Here is a 22056-nt window from a genome sequence, read left to right on the forward strand (position 1 = left end):
AGGCGGGGGTGCGGACGAAAACTTGGACTACCTGGAGGTAGTTCATGTTCTCATACGAAGATCGCATTCGAGCGGTCCGACTCTACTTGAAGCTGGGCAAGCGCCTCGGGGCGACCATCCGGCAGTTGGGCTATCCAACAAAGAATTCTCTCAAAGCCTGGCATCGCGAATACGAACAGTGCCATGATCTACGGGCCGGCTATGTCCGTTCGAGGCCAAGGTATTCGGCTGAACAGAAGAAGGCGGCCGTCGGTCATTATTTGAGCCATGACCGCTGTGCTGCCGCAACCTTGAGGGCTTTGGGCTATCCAAGTCGCGAGACGCTTGCAGCCTGGATCGAAGAGCTACATCCCGAAATCAGAAAACGCGTTGTCGGCAGAGCAACTGGCAGCGTTCCAAAATCGCCGGAGGTGAAACAGGCGGCAGTCATCGAGCTGTGCACCAGGGAGGAAAGCGCGCGCCTAGTTGCCCGGAAAGCAGGCGTGAGCAGGCCGACGCTTTACAATTGGAAGAACCAGCTACTCGGTCGTGACGCCCCAGCATCCATGAAACGCCAGAAGAAGCCAGCACCGGACGACGAGCGTGCGAAACTCGAGCAGCAGGTCGAATCGCTTCGGCGCGACATCCGGCAACTGCAGCTCGAGCACGACATCCTGAAGAAGGCGAACGAACTGATAAAAAAAGGAATGGGCATCGACCCGCAACTCCTGAGCAACCGGGAGAAGACAATGCTGGTTGATGCCCTTAAGCAGAGCTATTCGTTCTCCGAGCTGTTAGCGGCCCTAGGGCTTGCCCGCAGTTCCTATTTCTATCACCGTACACGTCAACTCGTTGCTGACAGGCACGATGACGCGCGTCGCGTCATCGCGGATATCTTCAAACTCAATCACCGTTGCTACGGATATCGCCGCATCCACGCGGCGTTGGGGAGGCAGCAGATCGTCATCTCGGAAAAGGTGGTGCGACGTTTAATGCGACAGGAAGGCCTGGCCGTTGCCACGACCAGGCGACGTCGCTACGGCTCCTATTGCGGAGAAATAAGCCCCGCGCCGGAGAACATCATCAATCGTGACTTCCGCGCCGCTGCCCCTAATCAGAAATGGCTCACGGACATTACCGAATTCCAGATTCCGGCCGGCAAAGTGTATCTGTCGCCAGTGATTGACTGCTTCGACGGTCTCGTTGTGAGCTGGTCAATCAGCACGCGGCCGGATGCCGAACTCGTCAACACCATGCTGGATTCGGCGATTGAGTCGCTGGCTGCCTGCGAGGAGCGGCCTGTGGTTCACTCCGATCGCGGGGCACACTATCGCTGGCCGGGGTGGCTCTCACGGATGCATAATGCAAGACTGATTCGGTCGATGTCGCGCAAAGGATGTTCGCCGGATAATGCAGCGTGCGAAGGTTTCTTCGGGCGCCTCAAGACGGAGTTATTCTATCCACGTGACTGGCGGGCCACGACAGTTGATCAATTCATTGAAGTCGTTGACTCGTATATCCGCTGGTATAACGCAAAGCGTATCAAGGTCTCGCTCGGTTCCCTCAGCCCCATCGAATACCGGCAGAGTCTTGGAATCGCGGCATAAATCAGTCCAAGAATTTGTCCGCACCCCCGGCTGTCCTGGTTAAAAATGCCCTGCGCCGCGAGCGAACCGGCTCGGCGGTCAAGGCAAAACCGGGTGCTCGGCCACCGGCAGCGTAAATCCGAACACCGTCCCCGTCGGCTCGCCCGGCGTGGCGGTCAACGTGCCGCCATGCGCCTCGATGATCGACTTGCAGATCGCGAGCCCCATCCCCATGCCGGTTTCCTTCGTCGTAAAGAACGCGTCGAAAATGCGCGGCGCGATCTCGGCGCTGATGCCGCAGCCGTTGTCCTGCACCGACACCGTCACCGAACCCTGGCCGTTGACCGCCGTGGCGACGCTCAGCAAGCGCTGCCGCGCGTCGAGATGGCTCATCGCATCCGCGGCGTTCATGACGAGGTTGAACAGCACCTGCTGCAATTGCACGCGATCGGCCAGCACCGCGCAGCGCGACGCCAGATCGAGCCTGACGTTCACGCCCTTCTGCTCGATTTCGGCGGCCGCCAGCGCGAACACCTCGCGCACCACGCTGTCGACGAAGGTCGGCACCGGGCTCGGCTTCGCTTCCTTGGCGAGCGATTGCAGCGAGCGGATGATGTCGCCGGCGCGCTTGCCGTCCTTGACGATATCGCGCAAGCCGGCCAGCGCCTCGTGCATGTCGGGCTCCGGGCGGTTCAGCCAGCGCACGCCCGCGCTCGCGTTCGAGACGATGGACGCGAGCGGCTGATTGATCTCATGCGCGATCGAAGCCGCTAGCTCGCCCATCGTGGTCGCGCGCGAGGCGCGCGCTAGTTCGATCTTGGCGTTTTGCAGCGCGAGTTCGGTCATGTGACGCTCGGTGTAATCCGTCACCACGCCGACGAAGTTGCTCACGCCCGAAGGCTCGCCGAGCGCTTCCAGGTGCCGGACCGCGCCGCCGGGCACGCGCACGCGGAATTTCATGCGGAACGGCGTGCGCTCGCGCGTGGCGCGCTCCACCGCTTCGCGGTATGCGTCCACGTCCTCGGGATGAATGCGTTCGATGATCGCCTCGTCGCTCGGGCTGCCCCTCTCCATCGGCCAGCCGAACACGTTGTAAAGCTCATCGGACCAGTAGCGTTCGCCGCTCAGACTGTTCCAGATGTAGCTGCCCGACCGGCCGATCTTCTGCCCCAGTGCAAGCGCCTCCTCGCTCATCCGCAACGCCGACTCGGTCTGCTTTCTGCGCTTGTTTTCCTCGACGAGTTCCGCATAGAGGCGCGCCGTCTCCAGCGAAATCGCCGCCTGTGACGCCAGCAATTCGAGCACCGACGTGCGGCTCGCGGTGAAAACGCCGGCCGTCAGGTCGTTCTCCAGGTACAACGCGCCGATCGCGTTGCCCTGCTTGACGAGCGGCAGGCACAGCACCGAACGCACGGACCGTTCCGCAAGCGACGTATCGAACGAAAAGCGCGCATCGCGCCGCGCGTCTTCGACCACCACGGGCTTGCGCGTGCGCAGCGCCGTATAGAACACCGACAGCGGAATGTACGAGCCCTCGGCGCGTTCGCCGGACAGCGTCACCTGAACGCCGCCCGGCTCTTCCTGCCCATGCGCCTCGATAACCGGCACATCGTCCTTCAGCAGCATCAGCGCGCCGCGCTGCGCGCCCGCGTGGACGATCGCCAACGTGACGAGCGTTCTGACCAGCTTGTCGAGCACGATCTCCTCGGACAAGGCCTGCGACGATTTGAGCGCGGACACCAGATCGAACTGCTCCTGCGCGTCGGCGATTTCGACCGCGGCGCGCGCCGCGCCAGGCCGCTCGAACGCATGATGCAGCGGACGTTCGGCGCGTTCGAGTTGCTCGACCTTGAGAAGCGCGCCCCAGCGGGTATAGGCCTCGATCGCGCAGCGGTGATGATGGTGCGCCGCGGTAAAAAGCCCGTTCGACTTGCAGCACAGCGACGCGAGTTCATGAGCGAGCGCGTGGCTGTGCGCGAAGCCGTTCTCCGCCGCCGCGGCGGCCGCCTGCTCGTAGAAGGCCAGCGCCGCGAGCGGCGAGCCCTTGAGCCGCGCGACCTCGGCCTCGACGATCAGCAGCTTGTCCTTGAAGGTAGCCGGATTGATTCGCGCCCAGTGCCTCAGCTTCGCCAGATGCGGCTCGATCTTCTCGACGGCCTCGTCGTGATCGGCGCAGGTTTTCGCAAGGTTGAGGGCTTGATAAAAGTGATAGTCCAGCAGATGAATATGCGCGGGCGTCGCCCACTTCAACTCGCCGGCCACGCTCAGGCAATACGCCGCGTTGTGATGGTCGCCGTGGAAATAGCAGGAGACGCCCTTGAACAGCCAGATCCAGAAACGCAGGGTGGTCATCTGCGTATCGAGCAGCGCGGGGTCGAAGGTCATTCGCCCATCGACCACCATGCCGAAATTGCCCGGCAGGCCAGGTCCGCCGCTCAGGCTATGCACGAAGCGCTTTTGCAGTTCGAGAATGTGCTCGACGTCCTTGAAGCGCACGCGCCGCGCGAACGAAAGACCCACGTCGATTTCCTTGTCGACCTGATCCAACGGCACGCCCTGGGTCAGCAGGTCCGACACGATGTGATTGCACGCGTAGCAGCTCATCGTCAGATCGCCGCTCGGACGCGCCGATTCGAACGCGCCGCGCGCGCATTCCAGCACGTAGGGCAGCGGCTGCGTCCATACGCTCACCTGGTCGAGCGCAACGAGCGTGCTGGTCACCGCCGACTGGTAGCCGCGTTGCTCGGTCAGCCTGCGGCCGAGCCGCGAATATTCGAAGCCTTCCTCGTAGCGGCCGAAGAATTCGGCCACATAGACGCCGAACCAGGCGAAACAATGCGCCGACGCCGCCGTGACGCCATGATCGATCGTCAACTGCGCCATGTGGCACAGGTGCAGGAAACCGAGCCGTTCGTTCACGAACGAGGCCGGCGCATAGACGCTCGCCAGCAGATTCAATTCCGATTCGATCGCCTCGTTTTGCAAGGCCGGCAATTCGGCCAGCGAGGCGATGCTGCGCGTGCGCAGCGATTCATTCAGGCGGTTATACGCGGCGTCGACATCCGCCGCCTCGGGATAACGCGGCATGTCGCGGCCGAAGAGCTTGATGCCTTCCAGCGCCGTCTCGATCGCGGCCTCGTAGTCCGACAGATGCTGCTGCATGTCGACCTTGAGCTTGTACACCGAGGCGCGCGCGATCACCGGCAAGTCCTGGCGCAGCAGCGTCTCGATCCGCGCGCCCGCCGCTTCGAAGTCGGCATTCAGAATATGACACTGCACGCGCAACAGGCCGACCTCGAAGCCGAGCGAGCGCGAATAGTCGTCGCCGCTCGCGTCGAGCAGATTTTGCGCGACGTCCAGGTAGTTCAGCGCCGATTGAATCGCGATCGCTTCCTTTGCGTGGCGGGCCGCTTGCAGACAGATCTTGCTGAACACGCGCGTTTCGTCGGCATCGAGCGAATGAAACGCGCCGGCCGCCTGCGCCAGTTGAATGTGATGCGCGATTTCAAAGGCCGACTTGCGGACCTCGCGCACGTTGAACTCCTCGAACAGCACGCGCGCGATGCGTGCGTGTTCGGCCGCGCGGTCGCGCACATCGGTCAGCGCATACGCCGCTTCCTGCACGCGGTCGTGCGCGAAGGCGAAGCCGGTTCTGTCCGACAGCACGAGCCCCGCTTCGACGGCGGGACGCAGGCGCCGCTCCAGTTCGGCATCGGCGTCACGGTCGATCCGCAACAGCGTGGTCTTGTCCACCCGCCGCCCCATGAACGCCAGCAGCCGCAGAACGGCCTGCGCGTCGGCGGGCAAGCGGGCCACGCGCGTGACCATCAGGTCGACCACGTTATCGGAATACTGATGCTCGCGGATGCGTTCGAGCTCCCACGTCCAGCGGCCCACGATCCCGTCGTAACGGATCAGCTGATTGTCGGCGAGAGCCAGCAGCAGTTGCTTGACGAAGAACGGATTGCCGCCTGTCTTGTCGTGAACCACCTGCGCGAGCGCCGAGACCTGCGCGGGCGCGCAATGCAGCGCGTCGGCCAGCAACGCGGCGACGTTGGCGGGATCGAGCGGCGCGACCGCGAGCCGCGTGACGCGTGCCGCGCCGCCCGGCAGCGCATCGAGGAAAGCCTTGAACTTCGGCGAACGCTCGACCTCGTTGTCGCGATACGCGCAGATCAGCAGCACATGCCTGATCTCGGGATTCGTGACGAAGCCCGCGATGAAATTCAACGTGGCGTCGTCGAACCAGTGAACGTCGTCGAAGAACAGGATCAACGGATGCTGCGCGGTGGCGAACACGGAAATGAGCCGCGTGAGCAGCGCCCGGAAACGAAGCTGCGCCTCCACCGGCGGCAGATCCGGCACCTCCGGCTGCGCGCCCAGCACCAGTTCGAGTTCGGGAATGAAACTGGCGAGCAGTTTGCCCTGCCATTGCAGCGCCTCGCGCAGCACGTTGCGCCAGCGTTGCAGATCGGCCTCGGCTTCGCCGAGAATGCGCTGGAACAGCGAGCGCACGGCCTGCATCAACGGCGCGTAGGGCGCGTTCTGTCCGTATTGTTCAAGCTTGCCCGAAGCGAACAGCGTGGGCGACTGAGCCGTGGCGCGGTGCGCGCTTCGCACCAGTTCCGATTTGCCCGCGCCCGAATAGCCGGACACGAGGATCAGTTCGGGGCTGCCTTGCCGCGCGTTGCGCCGGAACGCCTCCAGCAGCGTGTCGTGTTCGTTCGCCCTTCCGAACAGACGATGCGTGACCGCGAGGTGCCTCACGTTGTCCTCGGCCGCGGGTTCGAACGGCACGATGTGCTGCATTTCGTTCCAGTCCGCGAGACAGCGGCGCAAATCCGCTTCGAGACTCGACGCGCTCTGATACCGCTCGTCGGGATTCTTGGCGAGCAGCTTCAGAATGATCGCGCCGAGCACCTCGGGAATCGCGTGGCGAAATTGCAGCGGATTCGCGGGCTGACGCGCGACGTGGTTGTAGACCCACTCCACCGCGTCGTTCGCTTCGAACGGCAGCCGCCCCGTGAGCAGTTCGTAGAGCGTCACGCCGAGTGAATAGAGATCGCTGCGCTCGTCCGCGTGACGCTCGGCGCGGCGCGCCTGTTCCGGCGACATGTAGGCGAGCGTGCCGTATAGCGTGTCGTGCGCTTCCGTGGCCGGCTCACTGGCGGCGCTGGACGCGTCGCGCACGCCCAGCAGCCGCACCGTGCCGTCCGCGCCTTCCAGCAGATTCGCCGGCTTGAGGTCGCGATGCAGCACGCCGCGCGAATGCGCATGCCGCAACGCGCGCGCCGCGCCCACCGCCAGTCGCAGGAAACGGCCGGGCGCGATGGTTCCGTCCGCCGCGAGGTGAATCAGCGCGCCGCCGCCATCCTCGCACACGAGAACCGGGCCCTTGGCTAGCCGCAAGAGCGCGACGGGCCGCACGGCCCACGTCGATTCGAGCCTGGAGGCGGCGGCGAACTCCTGCTGCAAACGGCGGAAAACGGCTTCCGACGGAACGTCGGTGGCCGCCGCGATGAACCACGACTGCAATCCGTCAGACGACCTCGCGCGACACCGCACGATGTTGCCGTCGATCAGCAGCGGTTCGAGCAGGAGCTGATCGAACCACGATTGATCGAAGTGGATGACGACGGCGGATTCGCCGGGGCCGGGGCCGGGGCCGGCGCTCTCGATGATCGCGTCCGTGCTCAATTCGCCGCCCCTTTGCGTCCGATCGCAAGCTCGATCGAATCGAGCAGCATTTCTTCCGCAAAGGGCTTGCGCAGAAAGCCGACCGCGCCCTGCCGCATGGCGCGCTGCACGGTGTCATCGTCGCCGTGCGCCGACATGAACACGATGGGAACCCGCCGATGCTCCGCGTTCAGTCGACGCTGCACGTCGAGCCCCTGCATGCCCTGCATCCGCACGTCGAGCAACACGCACAACGCATCGTCGACGACGGGCGAGGCAAGGAAGTCCTCGCCCGATGAAAAGGACACGGTCGTATAGCCCACGGCCTTCAGGAGATTCCCGAGACCGCTCCGTACCGAAGCGTCATCGTCGACGATGCAAACAAAACTCATGGCTGCCTGTACTCCAGGGGCGCGCGAGGCGCGCCCACATCATGCGTGTAGATCACATTCGGCGCGATTGCCGCGGCGGCGGGGTTCGCCGCGGCAATCGCGCCGAGGATTGCGCCGTTCATCCCGGCGCGATCGAACTCAGCGCACGCTCGCGGCCGGGCGCGCCCGCAACGACGCCGCGCGTGTAACGCTGCTCGTACGCCGGCTCCAGATAATCGGCGCCGCGCGCGTGGACCTCGTCCGCCTCGCCCGATTCGTATAGCTTGCACAGCGCGTATTCACGCGTCGTTTCGAGCAGGAAATACGCCTTGACCGTGCTGTCGAAGGTTGTCATGACGAGGCACTTCGACGCAAGCCCCACCATCGCCTCCGTCACCTCGTTGCGCGACAGACGCTCGCACGTTGCGATCGCGCAGGCCGCGTCCAGCGAAAAACGCGCCGGAAACACGCCGAGCCGGTGCAGCACGAGTCGTTCCGTCTCGTCGAGCAGACGGTAGCTCCAGTCGAGCGCCGCGGCCAATGTCTGCTGCCGCGCCGGCGCGGTGCGCCGCCCGCCGGTCAGACAGCGGAAGCGGTCGTCCATCTCGGACAACAGCTTGCGAATCCCGAACACGCCCGCGCGCGCCGCCGCGAGTTCGAGCGCGAGCGGCACGCCGTCGAGCCGACGGCAAATCGTCGCGATCATGTCGAGGCTGTCGCGCTCGCTCGTGAAATCGGCATTGAACGCATCGAGCCGCGCAAGAAACAGTCTGACCGAAGCGCACGCGAGAATGCGCTGCGAGGACGCGTCGACATCCGGCGTATCGAGCGGCGGCACCCAGTAGAACTTTTCGTCGCGGGTGCGCAAGGGTTCGCGGCTCGTCGCGAGAATGCGGACCTCGGCGCTCGCCTGAACGAGCAGTTCGCACACCGTTGCCGCCGACTCGATCACGTGCTCGCAGTTATCCAGCAGGATCAGCAGCTTGCGCCCCGCGATCGCGGCGACGAGGGTTTCGGGCGTGAGCGCACCATCGGCATCATCCGCGCCGTCGCCGCGCCGAACGCCCAGCGCTTCGGCGAGCGTGCCGACGATGCACTGCCCGCGCTCCACCGAAGCGAGTGCGACGAAGCACACTTCGACGTCCGCGGTCGCTGCGGCCGCCGCGACTACCGCAACCGCGATGGCGAGCTGCGTCTTGCCGATGCCGCCCGGCCCGAGCAAGGTGACGATCGGCGTGCCCGTCAGCGCGCCGCCGATCTCGGCGATCGCCGCATCGCGCCCGATCAGCGGCGCATGGCACACCGGCAGGCCGCTCAGTTTTCCGGGTTCCGTGCGGCCGGCGTGGGTGGCGCCGGCGTCGGCCATGCCGAGCGTCGCGCTTTCCTCGACCGGCGCGGCCAGGCGATAGCCGCGCCCGGATATCGTGCGGATCACGTCCTTGTCCGCGCCGAAAATCTTCCTGAGCGCCGATAACTGCACGTGAATATTGTTTTCCTCGACCACCGACTTCGGCCACACCTCACGCAAAATCTCATCTTTGGTCACGGTCTTTCCTCTCGCCTTGATCAGCAGTTCGAGGATGTCGAACGCGCGTGAACCCACCTGAACCAGGTGACCGTCCAGGTAAATCTCGCGCATTTCCAGCGATACGGTAACTCGACCGATTTTTATCATGCTGCACTCACGCCTGGTTGGTTAGCGGAACGGGCACGTTCGAAGACGCCGCCCCGTGCACCCCATGTCGGGGGCGAAGCGCTTGTCGTCAGAAGCATGGTAGGGGGGAATCTCCTCTGAAACCATTATCCATAGAGATATGACGCCGGCGCTTACCGCACGCTTGTGCTTGCTCTTGTGCCCACGCTTGTGCCCACTCTCGCCTGCGGCGTGCCGCGAACGGCGCGGATCGCGAGCCGGCAAGCCCTGGCGGCTCGGGCATGCAGCGCGGGCCGCGGCATCACGGCCTGGCATTCACACCTTGGTATAACCCGATGCGCGCGGGCAGCGGCACGCGTCACGGCTCACGCCTCGTCGGGATAGATGCCGGCCGACACGAGGCAAACGAACGCGCTCGCCTTCAACACGCATTCCACCGAAGATAGAACGAAGCCCAGCGGGAACACCCGGTATTCGGCAGGCAGCCCGAACGCCACCGCCATCAATCCGATCGTGCACAGAAACGCGTAGACGATCCGCGCCGCGCGGTTTCCGGCCAGAACGAAACCGACCAGCGCCACCCACAGCAGCTTGGCGACGATGCACGCGGCCGCCTCGCTCGCCGAGCGGCTCGCCCAGACTTCGAACGGCAACTCGCACAGCGACCACACGCCCGTGGCGATCACGACGAAGCGGGTCCAGCGTCCGAGAGCCAGCTGCGGGGCCGGCATAGCGCGCGCGTGCGGATCGTGCAGCGCGGCGCGGTTCGTCCGCGTCCACAATCCCAACTCGCCGCCGTTCATCTCATGGTGTGACTCGTTCACATATCGCATCGTCGTTCTCCGGTTTTCTTGCGGACGGGTCTTCGTGCGTTCGCGCAGCGGCCCACGTTCGACACCATTATTCGGCGACGCGACTCGCCGGGCTTTCGAATCGTCCGCGAGGTTTCGTAAATGCACGGCGCGCCGCCACGCGCATGGCGCGGCGCGCGCGTCCGCCAGCGTGCGAATCGGCAACAGCGGGGCATTTGAACAAGTGCCGCGCGCGACCCGAGCCCATGCTTGAGCCTCATGTCGAAGCCGGAGCCCACCATGCATGTCAGTGACGTACTCGATCTGTCGCGCGCGCAGTTCGCGATGACGGCGATCTTCCACATCCTGTGGCCGATTCCGACGATCAGTCTGTCGGCCTTTCTCGTGCTGATCGAAGTACTGTGGCTCGGAGCCGGGCGAATGAGGGAAGCAGGCGCGGCGGCAAGTAAAAATGCGCCGGCCGTCGATGCGATTTCGCATGGACGGCCGGCGCGGGTAGCGTGAGCGCCGATGTCGCGGCGCTCGAGCGGACAAGTTCAGAGCGTGTCGGCTTCGTGCAGCACCGAGCGCAGAATCATCGCGCCGGTGTTCAACGGCGCGGGACGGCACGGACGCGGCTTGTAGATCGCATCGCCCGGCCGGATCGCACGGCCGCTCATCGCGCACACGCCGGCCATGCGCGCGCGGCAGGCGTGCCACACCTGGTCGCCATAGGAGCAATGGGTGGAGTCGCGCCACGCGATCGTCGCGGTGGATTGCGAAGGCCGGTCGATCAGTTGCACCTGAACGTCGCTGCGCGCGCTCATGAACGGCGGCATCGCGCCTTTGCGTGGGCGCCCCGCCGCCAGCGCGGCAATTTCGGCCACGCCGGAATCAGGCGCCCCGGACAAGACCGACAACAGACCGATGGTTCGTATCCACGGATCGTCGCTGCATTTCGCATTCGCCTGCATGTTCGCTCTCCAGTTTCCAGAAATCGGGTTGATGGTCGAGGCCGTCGCGCGACGCCGCGTCATCGGACTGCCGCAAGAAGGTTTCGCTGACCGCGAGAAACGCATGAATCCGCTCACCGATCGACATGGACCCGGGTCCTCCAGCAATACGGCGTATCGCCGACCAGGCGCTTGAACACCGTCGTAAAGTGAGCCTGGGTGCGAAAGCCGCAACTCAAGGCGACGTCGAGCACTTTGTGTTTCGGTTCGAGCAACAGGCGCTGGGCGTGTTCGATGCGCCGGCGCACCAGATATTCGTGCGGGCGCATGCCCGTCGCGACGCGAAACTGCGAAGCGAAATGCATTCGCGTGAGTCCCGCGCTGTGCGCGATATCCTCGAGTCCGATCGGCTCGGCGAGATGCGCGTCGATGAATTCGACGGCGCGGTTCAGCCGCCATGAAGGCAACGCGAGGGCCGCGCGAGTCTCACGCCTCGCCTCGCCGAAGTGGCGCGCCACCACGCGCGAGACGATCGCGAGGCCGACGCTCTCGGCGAACACCTTGCCGAGCACGGCGTCGTCCGACTGCGATACGGCGAGCGCCTGCCCCAGCCGTTCCAGCGCCGGATCGCGCACGAGCCGCGGCTCGTCGATACGTATTTCACCGGCATGCGGACGACCGAAGCGGTCTTCGTAACACTCGGCGAGCACCTGTTGCGAGACGAACAGATGCAGCACGTCGGCGGGCGATTCGAATACGGCGCTGCACGGCACCCTGGGCGCGGTGATCTGCGCGGCCCCCGCGCCGAGCCGGCCGTGAACCAGCGTGCGCCCGGCGTGGGCAAAGGTCAGCGAGGTGCACTTGAGGTTCACCGCGATGCAGTGATGCGCCGCGCTGCCGGCGCTGGCGACCGCGAGCGGAGCGCAATCGTTGTGAATCCAGCGCGACACGACGAGATCGCGCGGCGGCGCGCCGGCGTCGGCATGCGCGGGAGAGCGCCATTGACGCTCGATGCCGATCGGGCTTGCCCGGTCGTCGTGAACGGCATGCGGGGCGGGTTCGGCATACAAAGGCAGCGGGCTGAGCATGGTTTAGCCATCCGATACAGTGGTGATGCAACGCCCCGAAAGACAGGCGCCGCGATAACTCCACGGTAACGCACCGCAAACCCGTCAACCAGCCTACATACGGTTGCCCGAAACGACCAATGGTAGGGCCGACTCATATCTAGGTTTAATCATGCCGCCGGGCGTGACACGGCACGCCGCGGCCTGCCGGCCACGGGCATGGAGAAAGTGAAATGCGTGAGCGGTGCTGCTTCGATCCGAAGCGAAGGCGCGGGTCGGCGGCGCGTCGTCGTAAGCCATGTGGCGCAAGCGGATGAAACGCGAGGGTTTCGCTGCCGCGCTATCCGGCGGGCCGCGCACTCGACTGCGTGGTGAACTGCGCGCTCAGCCGCGCGCGGCGCGCGCCACGGGCACCGAGGTGATGCCCAATGCCTCGGCCTTCAGCACGAAGTCGGCGAGCGAGCGGGCGCCCATCTTCCTCATGGCCTGGCCGCGATGGATCTTCACGGTGATTTCGCTGAGGTTCATCTCGGCCGCGATCTGCTTGTTCATCAACCCCGTCACGACGAAGCCCATGACCTCGCGCTCGCGCGGCGTCAGCGATTCGTAGCAGCGGCGCAGATCCGCGACCGAGCGGCTCGCCTCGCGCCGCGCCGCGTCGGTGGCGAGCGCCTGCTCGACCGCGTCCAGCATGTCCTGGTCGCGAAACGGCTTGGCCAGGAAATCCTGCGCGCCCGCCTTCATCGCCTTCACGGTCATCGCGATGTCGCCGTGCCCGGTCATGAAAACGATCGGCAAGCCGAGCCGCGCCGCCGTGACCTGTTCCTGCACGACAAGGCCGCTTTGTCCTTTCAGGCGAACGTCGAGCACGAGGCAGCTCGGCACGTCGGGCATCTCGAACGCGAGAAACTCCTGCGCGGAAGCAAAGATCTCGACCTTCAGCCCGACCGAGCGCAACAGCCGGCGCAAGGATTCGCGCATCGACTCGTCGTCGTCCACCACGTAGACCACGGCATCGCCATTATCGGTTTCGTTGCTTTCCACCTCGTTCCTCATACGGTCGCTGTCGTTGGACGGACAGGTAAAACGCGGCACGCGTTCTCGGGATCGTTCGTGACCATGAACGGCGGCGATCCCAAGCCGCGCGCGACGAGCGCCGGCGTACAAAAACGGAACGAAGCGGCGCGGACCTGATGTGATGCACATCATGCGCGAGCCCGCGTCGATGCGGTACTTAACTTATCTTAATCGCACAAACGCACCCGCCCCTGCTTGTCTAGACAGGCAGGGGCCGATGCTTTCCTGAACCACGGGCTCGCGCGGCAAGCCCGTGGCGCGGTCATCGCTTCAATGGTGGCCGAAGTCCTTGCGTGCGATCGGAACGGTGCGCACCTTCGTATACCTGAACGCCGGAATCGACTTGAGCGCGTCGCGCGTGGCGCCGGCCCAGACGAGCTTGCCGCTCACATAATCGAGTTGCGACATCGGCACCGCCACGTCGTGCTGCGAGACGCCGAGAAACTGATGGGCCGCCACGATGGCGAACGACACGGCGTTATCCGGCGCGATGATGATGTCGTGCAGCACGCCGACCTTCTCGCCGCTGTCGTTATAGATCGCCTTGCCGAGCAGGCTTTTCTTCGCGCTCCAGCCTTCGACGATCAGTTGATCCTGTTCGACCGACACGCCGATGGTCTGCGCACCCGCCACCTGCGCGCTGGCCGGCTGGCAGAGCGCACCGAACGCCGACGCCGCCAGAAATACGATTGCCCACTTTGCCTTCATGATGTTCTTCTCCAGATGAGTTGATTCGAACCGATGGTCGGCAACACGGTGACGGCGCGGCCGGCGTGATCCGCCGATATCTGCCGATATCTGCCTACGCGCCCTGCCTGTGTCGCGCTGTTGAACACTGTGGGCCAGTTCGCGGCGCGCCGTTTTCCAATTCGCACGATCGCAGCGCGTGCCGGTTCACGACGCCGCGCCTGTGCCCTCGGCAGCAGCGGATTGACCGGCCCGCGGCTTCAAGGTCACCGTGCAGGTCATGCCGGTCGCGAGCTTGATGCCGGCCGGAATCCGGTCCAGATGCACCCGCACCGGCACCCGTTGAGCCAGCCGCACCCACGTGAAAATCGGATTGACGTCCGCGAGCAGATCGCCGTTGCTGGTCGGGTTGTCGCGATCGGCGATGCCGCTCGCGAGACTGTCGACGTGCCCGTGAATCTCCTCGCCGCCCGACAGCAGCCGCACCACGGCCTGATCGCCGACCTGCACGTTGGGCAGCTTGGTCTCCTCGAAATACGCATAGACCCAGAACGAGTGCGAGTCGATCAGCGCCATGCGCGCGACGCCCGCCGTGGCGAAATCGCCGGGATACAGGTTCAGGTTGGTGATGAAGCCGTCGGCGGGCGCGCGCACTTCGCTGCGCGCGAGGTTGAGCGCCGCCGTCTGTTGTGCGACCACGGCGGCCTTGTACATGGCTTCGGCGGCGCTGTAGGCAGCCACGTCGGCGGCATACGCGGACTGCGACTGCCGCGCGAGCGAGGCCGCATCGGCACGGCTTTCGTCGGAGATCACGTCGCCGCCCAGATTCGCCCGGCGCGCCGCCTGCGCGCGCTTCATCGCGAAGTCGGTTTCGCTGCCCGCCACGCGCGCCCGCGCCTGCGCCATTTGCGCCCGCGCCCGCTCGAGGTCCGCGTCGGCTTGCGCCACCGCATAGCGGAAACGGGCCGGGTCGAGCACGAACAGGATGTCGCCCTGGCGAACCGGTTGGTTGTCTTTCACGCGCACTTCGCTGACGAGGCCCGACACGTCGGTCGCGACCTGCACCACGTTCGCGCGGACGCGGCCGTCGCGGGTCCACGGCGCGTACATATAGTCGAGCCACAGCAGGCGCACCAGCACGATCGCCACCAGCAAAAGCGTGAGGGTGACAAGCGCGCGCAGGAGGGATTGCGTTTTCATCTTCTATGCTTGAGCGTTAAGTGCGGTGAGCCTTCGGAGCGTTGCTGGGAGCCTCGCTTGGGCACGCGTGCAGGCGCGCGGGATTCATGGCCGCAACAGCAGCAGTGAAGCGCCGCTGAACATCGCGGCGAACAGCGCGACGCGAAAGAGCCCGGGGTGCCACGCATAGCGATACACACCCACGCGCGCCAGCAGCAGATCGACGACGACGAAAACCGCCACGCAGCCCGCGAGGATCGGCAGCAGCCCGGGCACCAGCAGCGAGAACAGTTCAATTTCACCGGGCATCGTCCGCTCCTTGCGACGCATGTTCGGACGAGGCGGATGGCGTGGACGGCGCGGACGGCGGCCCATAACCGCCGCCCAGTTCCTTCATCAACAAGGCCCACGCGTCGAGGCGTTGGGCCTGCACCGTCGCGAGACTTTCCGCCTGTTGCAGTTGTGCGTTCTGCGCGGCCAGCACGTTGAGAAACTCGGTGATGCCGCTGCGATAACCGGCATCGGCGAGCCGGAACGAACGGCGCGCGGCATCGAGCGTGGTTTCAATCGACGCCTGCTGCTCATCGAGCGAGCGCAGCGAGACCACCTGCGCCGCGACGGCCTGCATCGCGTTCACCACGCTCTGGTTGTACGCGTCCACCGCCGCGTCCCGCGACGCCACCGCCACGCCGTAACGGCCGCGGCGGCGGCCGCCGTCGAAGATCGGCAGCGAGATCGCCGCGCCCACCCCGTGACCCATGCCGTCGCTGTTCAGGAAGTTCAGGAACCCGCCGAAGGTCGCCGCCGAACCGAACGACGCGGTCGCCAGCAAATCGATGTCGGGATAGAAATCGGCGTGCGCGGCGTCGATGCCCTTGTCCGCTTCCAGCACGCGCCAGCGCGCCGCCACCACGTCCGGCCGATGGCCGACGAGTTCGGCGGGCAAGCGCGCGGGCAGCGCCACCGGCACGCTCAACGCAAGGCTCGGCCGGCGCAGCGAATCGCCGAAACCCGGTCCCTTGCCCGCGAGAGCCGCGATGCTGAGCCGGCTCAACGCGAGCTGCTGCTGGGCCTGCTGCGCGCGCGTCGTGCTCATCGCGTATTGCGTCGACGCCTGGCTCACCTCCAACTGGCTGCCGACACCCGCGCGCCAGCGGCGCGTCGCGATGTCGAGCGTGCGCTGCTGCTGGTCCTGCATGGCGCGGTAGACATCGAGCAATGCGTATTGCAGCGAGAAGCGCACATAGCCGCGGACCATCGCGGTCTGCAATTCGAGTTGCGCGAAGCGGGCGTCGGCGGCCGCCGCATGCAGGTTGTCGAGCGCGCCCTCGCGAAGCGCGCGCGCCTTGCCCCACAGGTCGAGGTCATAGGAGAGATCCGCTGTGACGCTGTTGCTCCACACCGTCGTGCCGCCCGGCGGCGCGGGCGTGGTGTCACGGGCGTAGCGCCGGCGCTGGAAGTCGCCGCCGGCGTTCAGTTGCGGCAACGTGTCCGCGCCGGCGATGCTGGCCTGGAATGCCGCGGCGTCCACGCGCGCTTCGACGGCGCGCAAGCCTGGGTTGCCCGCGGTCGCGTCGCGCACCAGCGTGTCGAGCTGCGGATCGTTCCATTGACGCCACCAGCCGTCGTCGGGCCATTTCGCGTCCGCTTGCGTGTCGCGCAGCGCGACGCCGGGGTCGAGCGTCGCGGGATCGAGCAGCGATTCGCGCGGACGGATGCCGCCGCTGTCGATGCACGCGCACAGCATGAGCGCGGCGGCAAGCGCCGGCGCGAGGGAGCGAAGCGGTTGCATCGGCGGGCGCGCCCGCATTCCCGCCCTCGCGAACGTGCGAGTCCACGCGCTGACAAGCAGCCCGCGGACCAACGCCATCACGCGCGGCAGGGCAAGCGTCCTCATACGGCCGCCTTCGCCGCGCGCCACAGCGGCAAGCTCTCGTCCTGCAACGTGAGTTCGGTGAAGTGCAGCAGCGCCCGCATCCGGCAGCGCGCGAGCAGCATCGGGCCGACCGCCGGGTCCTGCGCGAACGGCAGCGCAACCAGGGCGCGCCGGGTCGCGGCGACGGCGTTTTCGCCGGCCTGCGGCGTCATGGCGGTGAACACCTCGGCCAGCGCCGCGAGCCACGCGCGCTGCACCTCCGGCCAGCTTGCCGGCAGCGTGTCGCCGAGTTGTTCGGTGTCGAGCCGCATCTGGATCATCGCCCGGCCGAGTTCCAGCGCGGCGAACGCCCAGCCGATCAGGCCATTGCGGTCCACGCGCGCGTCCGCCGGCGCCGACGCGATCTGAATGATGAAATCGCGCAGATGCGCCTCGAACGACAACAGCAGTTCATCGTCGAGTTCGGCGTCGGGCGCGGTGTGCGCCACCAGCGCGCGAATCTGCTTCAGGTATTGCGCGGTGATCCAGTCGCCCGCGCGCGGCACGATGACCGAAAAAGCGACCGCGGCGGCCGCGATGCCGAACAGCAAGGCGAAACCCGTGTCGAGATAGGCGCTCGGGTTGTACACGGTCGGATTCGAAATGCCGACGATAAAGCAGAAATAGATGCTGAAACCCAGCCCGAGAACCGCCGTTTTCGCAAACGTATTGATGTAGCTGCCAGCCATCACGAAGATCGCCATCGACGACGCCAGCAACACGAAACCGTCGAGGCGCGGCAGCAGGAAGAAATTGAACGCGAAGCCCGCGAGCCAGCCGGCGAGGCAACCGCAGAAGATCTGCCAGCTCGCGACGGCGGGGTTCGGCGCGAGCGCGAACAATGCGCTGGTAATCGCCACCGCGACGATCGCGCTCGCCCCGCCGACCCAACCGGACGCGAGCCACGCCGCGCCGACCAGCGACACGGCGACGGCCGCGCGCATGCCGGCGATCGTCGCGGCCGTGCGATTGGCCGTCGCGCGCGTGGTGCCGATGCGCCCGATGCGGCCGAGCGCCTGAAGCACCGATTGCGACCACGGGCGCCGGTCGGCGCTGCGCGCTTCGACGTAGCTGCTGCACAGCACGCGCAGATCCGCGATCGAAAAAAACAGCGCCGCGCCGGTGGTCGCGACGAACTGGCGCTGACGCGGCGACACGTCCGCGAGCGAATCGAGCAGCGTGCCCAGTCGCGCGGGCAACGCCTGTTCGAACGCGGCAAGCCGGCCCGGCAAGGTCTCGATCCGTTCCAGCGTGAGCGCCCCGGCCGGCGAGCCGCGCGGCACGATCGCGAGCAACCCGCCGATCAGCGCGTCGACGGCGGCTTGCGCGCGCGGCTCGGCTTCGGCGGCCACGCGCGCCTTCAATTGATGCAGCGCGTGCAGCCACGCGACGCTGTCGAGAAAACTTCTGTCGAGATCGAGAAACACGTGGCCGTGCAGGCGGATCGATGGGTCCTCGAACACCGCGCCGCTGCGCAGGCTTTCCACGCCCGCGCGCTCGCGGATCAGGCCGAGAAAAGTATCGAAGCCGGCCGCGGCGGACCCGCGTTCGAGCATGGCATGCAGCGCATCCAGCAGGTTCGCGAAGTTCTTCTGGCTCGACGCATACAGCGCCGGCGCGACCCGCCGCGGCCACACCAGCGCGCTGACCAGACTTGCGCAGACCACGCCGATCACCACCTCGCTGACCGTGTACACCACGTTGTCGAACACGCCATACGGATCGGGCCAGGCCGGTATCGCGGTGATGGCCGTGCCGTAGCCGGTCAGCACGAAGCCGTATGACTGGAAATTGCGGTAGTACGACGCGCCGAACACGCACGCGCCGATCCACGCCGCCAGCGCGATGAAGAACAGCAGCGGCTGCTGCGCGAACCAGGCGATCAGCACGAGCCCGGCCAGGCTGCCGCATACCATGCCCAAGCCGCGATAGAAGCCGCGCGCGATCACCATGCCGCTTTGCTGATGCATCATCACGATGACGACGGACACCATCGCGGTGCCGGGTGAGCGCAGTTCCAGACGCATGCACAGCCCCATCGCGAGGGCGGCCGCGAGCGCCACCTTCGCCATGTGAAGGAAGCGCGGCGCGTCGTCGCTCCAGTACGTCTTGAGCTCGTCGCGTAGTCGCGGCCACGCCGCGCCGCCGGCATGCGGGGTCATCGCCGGATCTATCGCAGGTTGGTGCGCGCGAGTTCGACGATCTCGTCGCCGCGCCCGCTCAGGATCGCCCGCATCATGTAGAGGCTGAAGCCCTTCGCTTGCGAGAGCTCGATCTTCGGCGGCATCGCGAGTTCGTGTTTCGACGTGACGACGTCCACGAGCGCGGGGCCCGGATGCGCGAACGCCTGCTTCAGCGCGCCCGCCACGTCTTCCGATTCCTCGACGCGGACGCTGAAAATGCCCGCGCCTTTCGCGATCGCCGCGAAGTCGGTCTTGCTGAGGTCGACGTTGGTATCGAGGTAACCGCCCGCCTTCAATTCCATCGACACGAAACCGAGCAGGCTGTTGTTGAACACGACGATCTTGATCGGCAAATCGAGCTGCCGCGCGGTGAGCAGATCGCCGAGCATCATCGACAAACCGCCGTCGCCCGACAAGGACACCACCTGCCGGCCCGGATGCGCGCCTTGCGCGCCGAGCGCCTGCGGCATGGCGTTCGCCATCGAGCCGTGGTTGAACGAGCCGTGCAGTTGGCGCTTGCCGTTCATCGTCAGATAGCGGGCGGCCCAGACGGTCGGCGTGCCGACGTCGGCGGTGAAGATGGCGTCGTCGTCCGCGGCTTCGTCGATCAGCCTCGCCAGATATTGCGGATGAATCGGGCGGCCCGCGCCGGAGGGCGTCGCCAGATCGTCCAGCCCCTTGCGGGCCGACGCATAGTGCTTGCGCGCGTTGTCGATGAAGCCGCGGTCGGTCTTGCGATCGAGCCTCGGCAGCGTGGCCGCGATCGTTTCCTTGACCGTGCCGACCAGCCCCAGCGCGAGCGGCGCGCGGTGGCCGAGCTTGGAGCCCTTCCAGTCGATCTGGATGATCCTGGCATCGGCCGGATAGAACGGGCGATAAGGAAAGTCGCAGCCGAGCAGCAGCAGCGTGTCGCACGACATCATCGCGTGATAGCCCGAACTGAAGCCGATCAGCCCGGTCATGCCGACGTCGTAGGGGTTGTCGTATTCGATGAACGGCTTGCCGCGCAGCGCGTGGACCACCGGCGCGCCGAGCGTGTCGGCGAGCGCCACCACCTCGTCGTGCGCGCCCTGCACGCCGCTGCCGCACATGATCGTCACCGCGTCCGACTCGTTGAGCATGGCCGCGAGGCGATCGAGGTCGGCCTCGGCGGGCATGATCGTCGGCGGCGCGCTGTGCGTCCACGACGGCAGTTCGGCGGGTCCGTCCGACAACGCGACGTCGCCCGGCAACACGATCACCGCGACGCCGCGCTCCTCGATCGCGGTGCGCATCGCGCGCGCCAGCACGCGCGGAAACTGCGACGCGGACGACACCAGCTCGACGTAATGGCTGCACTCCTTGAACAGTTCCTGCGGATGCGTTTCCTGAAAGTAGCCGAGCCCGATTTCCGTCGACGGAATATGCGCGGCGATGGCCAGCACCGGCTGATGATTGCGATGGCAATCGAACAAGCCGTTGATCAGATGCAGGTTGCCCGGTCCGCAACTGCCCGCGCACACGGCGAGGCGTCCGGTGGAAGCCGCGTCGGCGCCGGCGGCGAACGCGGCGGCTTCCTCGTGGCGCGTGTGCATCCAGCGGATCGATCCTGCCTGATCGAGGGCGTAGGCGAGTCCGTTCAGGCTGTCGCCCGTCACGCCCCAGATCCGTTCGACGCCCGCCGCGGCGAGCGTGCCCGCGAGATATCCGGCAATGGTGCTGTTGGCCATGCTTGACTCCTTGTCACGGAAATTGAAGATCAGCCGGGCGCCGGCGCACAATCGCGGCGGCGTCCTGACTGATCTGAAGAATACTCGCCGCCGCCGTGCGCGGCCTGTGCGAGTCGAGTCAGCTAAAGCTAGGGGAAGGCGGAGTAAATGTCCTGAAACCAGGCTGAAAACACCTGAATCGATCTGCTCGACGCGGCGCACGGCGGGCGGCCGGGCATGGCGCCGGGCACGGCGGGCGCGCTGAAATCCAGTATCCTGAACATCCCGCCGACACCCCCGACAGTCCGCCTCCTCGTCATGAACCTATCCTTTGAAGTCCTCCAGGCGCTCGATGCGATCGATCGAACCGGCACCTTTGCAAGCGCCGCGGAAACGCTTCACAGGGTGCCCTCGTCGCTCTCCTACCTGGTTCAGAAGCTCGAACTCGATCTCGGCGTCAAGCTGTTCGACCGCACGGGCCGGCGCGCGACGCTCACGCACGCGGGGCGCGTGGTGGTCGAGGAAGGGCGGCGGCTGCTGGAAGCGGCGGAAGACCTCGAATGCAAGGCGAGAAGAATCCAGCACGGCTGGGAATCCGAGTTGCGCATCGCCGTCGATGAAATCATTCCGTTCGACCTGATCTGGCCGCACGTCAGCGAGTTTTACAAGCTGAAGCTGGACACGCGGCTGCATCTGTCGACCGAAGTGCTGGGCGGTTCGTGGGACGCGCTGTTGACGCGCCGCGCGGATCTGATCGTCGGCGCGGCGGGCGATCCGCCGCAGATTCCTCATCTGGTCGCGAAGCCGATCGGCTCGCTGCGGCATGTGTTCGTGGTGGCGCCCGATCATCCGCTCGCAGTGATGCCGGAGCCGCTCACGCTGGACGTCGTCGCGCGCCATCGCGCGGTCGCGATCGGCGATACGTCGCGCAAGCTCGCGCCGCGCACGATCGCGCTCGCCGCCAATCAGGAGGTGCTGACGGTGCCGACGCTCGAAGCCAAGCTCGCCGCGCAGATCAAGGGGCTGGCCGCGGGCACGATTCCCGAATGCCTTGCGATCGAGCCGATGAACCGGGGCGAACTGGTGAAGAAAGAAGTGCTCGGCATGCGCGAGCTCACGCATTTCTATCTCGCATGGCGCGACGATGAAAGCGGCAAGGCGCTGCAATGGTGGGTCGAGCAGTTGGACCGGCCGGACCTGATCGACGACGTGGCGCGACAGCGGGCACTGCAAGGCTGAGCGACGCTCTA

16 protein-coding genes and 1 pseudogene are annotated in these 22056 nt (G+C 66.0%); 3 read left to right on the top strand and 14 right to left on the bottom strand.

Going from position 1 to position 22056, the window contains the following annotated elements; all coding sequences use genetic code 11:
* Positions 1 to 44: 44 nt before the first annotated feature.
* On the top strand, positions 45 to 1586 hold the full coding sequence (locus BUE39_RS29935; RefSeq protein WP_073432280.1) for an IS3 family transposase: 1542 nt from the start codon (positions 45 to 47) through the stop codon (positions 1584 to 1586).
* A gap of 78 nt (positions 1587 to 1664) precedes the next feature.
* On the opposite strand, the gene BUE39_RS29940 is transcribed toward BUE39_RS29935, so the two are convergent.
* From BUE39_RS29940 to BUE39_RS29960, 5 genes are all read right to left on the bottom strand, one after another.
* Positions 1665 to 7262: an ATP-binding sensor histidine kinase gene (locus tag BUE39_RS29940; RefSeq protein ID WP_073432281.1), complete on the bottom strand. Its 5598-nt coding sequence runs from the start codon at positions 7260 to 7262 to the stop codon at positions 1665 to 1667.
* Complete coding sequence (locus BUE39_RS29945; RefSeq protein ID WP_073432282.1) at positions 7259 to 7633, bottom strand: response regulator transcription factor; 375 nt, start codon at positions 7631 to 7633, stop codon at positions 7259 to 7261. The genes BUE39_RS29940 and BUE39_RS29945 overlap by 4 nt, the downstream gene beginning before the upstream one ends.
* The gene (locus BUE39_RS35965) at positions 7630 to 7755 is read right to left on the bottom strand and encodes a hypothetical protein (RefSeq protein WP_268802010.1); all 126 of its coding nucleotides are present in this window, start codon (positions 7753 to 7755) and stop codon (positions 7630 to 7632) included. Before BUE39_RS35965 ends, BUE39_RS29945 begins: the two co-directional genes overlap by 4 nt.
* Positions 7752 to 9287 (bottom strand): ATP-binding protein, encoded by a 1536-nt coding sequence (locus BUE39_RS33890; RefSeq protein WP_083081358.1) that lies wholly within the window; start codon positions 9285 to 9287, stop codon positions 7752 to 7754. Before BUE39_RS33890 ends, BUE39_RS35965 begins: the two co-directional genes overlap by 4 nt.
* 344 nt (positions 9288 to 9631) lie before the next feature.
* The gene (locus tag BUE39_RS29960; RefSeq protein ID WP_073432302.1) at positions 9632 to 10099 is read right to left on the bottom strand and encodes a hypothetical protein; all 468 of its coding nucleotides are present in this window, start codon (positions 10097 to 10099) and stop codon (positions 9632 to 9634) included.
* A gap of 258 nt (positions 10100 to 10357) precedes the next feature.
* Between BUE39_RS29960 and BUE39_RS34550 the strand changes: the two are divergent.
* Positions 10358 to 10495 (top strand): annotated as a pseudogene (locus BUE39_RS34550) (cytochrome ubiquinol oxidase subunit I); the annotation flags it as partial.
* Positions 10496 to 10614: 119 nt separating this feature from the next.
* Here BUE39_RS34550 and BUE39_RS29970 read toward each other — a convergent pair.
* From BUE39_RS29970 to poxB, 9 genes are all read right to left on the bottom strand, one after another.
* Complete coding sequence (locus tag BUE39_RS29970; RefSeq protein ID WP_073432283.1) at positions 10615 to 11031, bottom strand: DUF3331 domain-containing protein; 417 nt, start codon at positions 11029 to 11031, stop codon at positions 10615 to 10617.
* Between the two features lie 113 nt (positions 11032 to 11144).
* On the bottom strand, positions 11145 to 12098 hold the full coding sequence (locus tag BUE39_RS29975) for a helix-turn-helix transcriptional regulator (protein WP_073432284.1): 954 nt from the start codon (positions 12096 to 12098) through the stop codon (positions 11145 to 11147).
* Between the two features lie 363 nt (positions 12099 to 12461).
* Complete coding sequence (locus BUE39_RS29980; RefSeq protein WP_090518861.1) at positions 12462 to 13133, bottom strand: response regulator transcription factor; 672 nt, start codon at positions 13131 to 13133, stop codon at positions 12462 to 12464.
* A gap of 291 nt (positions 13134 to 13424) precedes the next feature.
* Positions 13425 to 13862, bottom strand: coding sequence for a PRC-barrel domain-containing protein (locus tag BUE39_RS29985; RefSeq protein ID WP_073432285.1), 438 nt, complete (start codon positions 13860 to 13862; stop codon positions 13425 to 13427).
* A 186-nt stretch (positions 13863 to 14048) separates the two neighbouring features.
* Entirely contained in the window at positions 14049 to 15041 is a 993-nt protein-coding gene (locus tag BUE39_RS29990; protein WP_073432286.1) for an HlyD family efflux transporter periplasmic adaptor subunit, read from the bottom strand.
* Positions 15042 to 15125: 84 nt separating this feature from the next.
* On the bottom strand, positions 15126 to 15329 hold the full coding sequence (locus BUE39_RS29995) for a DUF1656 domain-containing protein (RefSeq protein ID WP_073432287.1): 204 nt from the start codon (positions 15327 to 15329) through the stop codon (positions 15126 to 15128).
* On the bottom strand, positions 15319 to 16812 hold the full coding sequence (locus BUE39_RS30000; protein WP_167363316.1) for an efflux transporter outer membrane subunit: 1494 nt from the start codon (positions 16810 to 16812) through the stop codon (positions 15319 to 15321). The genes BUE39_RS29995 and BUE39_RS30000 overlap by 11 nt, the downstream gene beginning before the upstream one ends.
* 101 nt (positions 16813 to 16913) lie before the next feature.
* Entirely contained in the window at positions 16914 to 19097 is a 2184-nt protein-coding gene (locus BUE39_RS30005; RefSeq protein WP_073432288.1) for an FUSC family protein, read from the bottom strand.
* Between the two features lie 8 nt (positions 19098 to 19105).
* The gene (gene poxB / locus BUE39_RS30010; RefSeq protein WP_073432289.1) at positions 19106 to 20827 is read right to left on the bottom strand and encodes a ubiquinone-dependent pyruvate dehydrogenase; all 1722 of its coding nucleotides are present in this window, start codon (positions 20825 to 20827) and stop codon (positions 19106 to 19108) included.
* Between the two features lie 297 nt (positions 20828 to 21124).
* On the opposite strand from poxB, the gene BUE39_RS30015 reads away from it, so the two are divergent.
* Positions 21125 to 22045 (top strand): LysR family transcriptional regulator, encoded by a 921-nt coding sequence (locus tag BUE39_RS30015; RefSeq protein WP_073432290.1) that lies wholly within the window; start codon positions 21125 to 21127, stop codon positions 22043 to 22045.
* The last annotated feature ends 11 nt before the right edge of the window (positions 22046 to 22056 follow it).

Source organism: Paraburkholderia terricola (assembly GCF_900142195.1).
Lineage (GTDB): Bacteria > Pseudomonadota > Gammaproteobacteria > Burkholderiales > Burkholderiaceae > Paraburkholderia > Paraburkholderia terricola.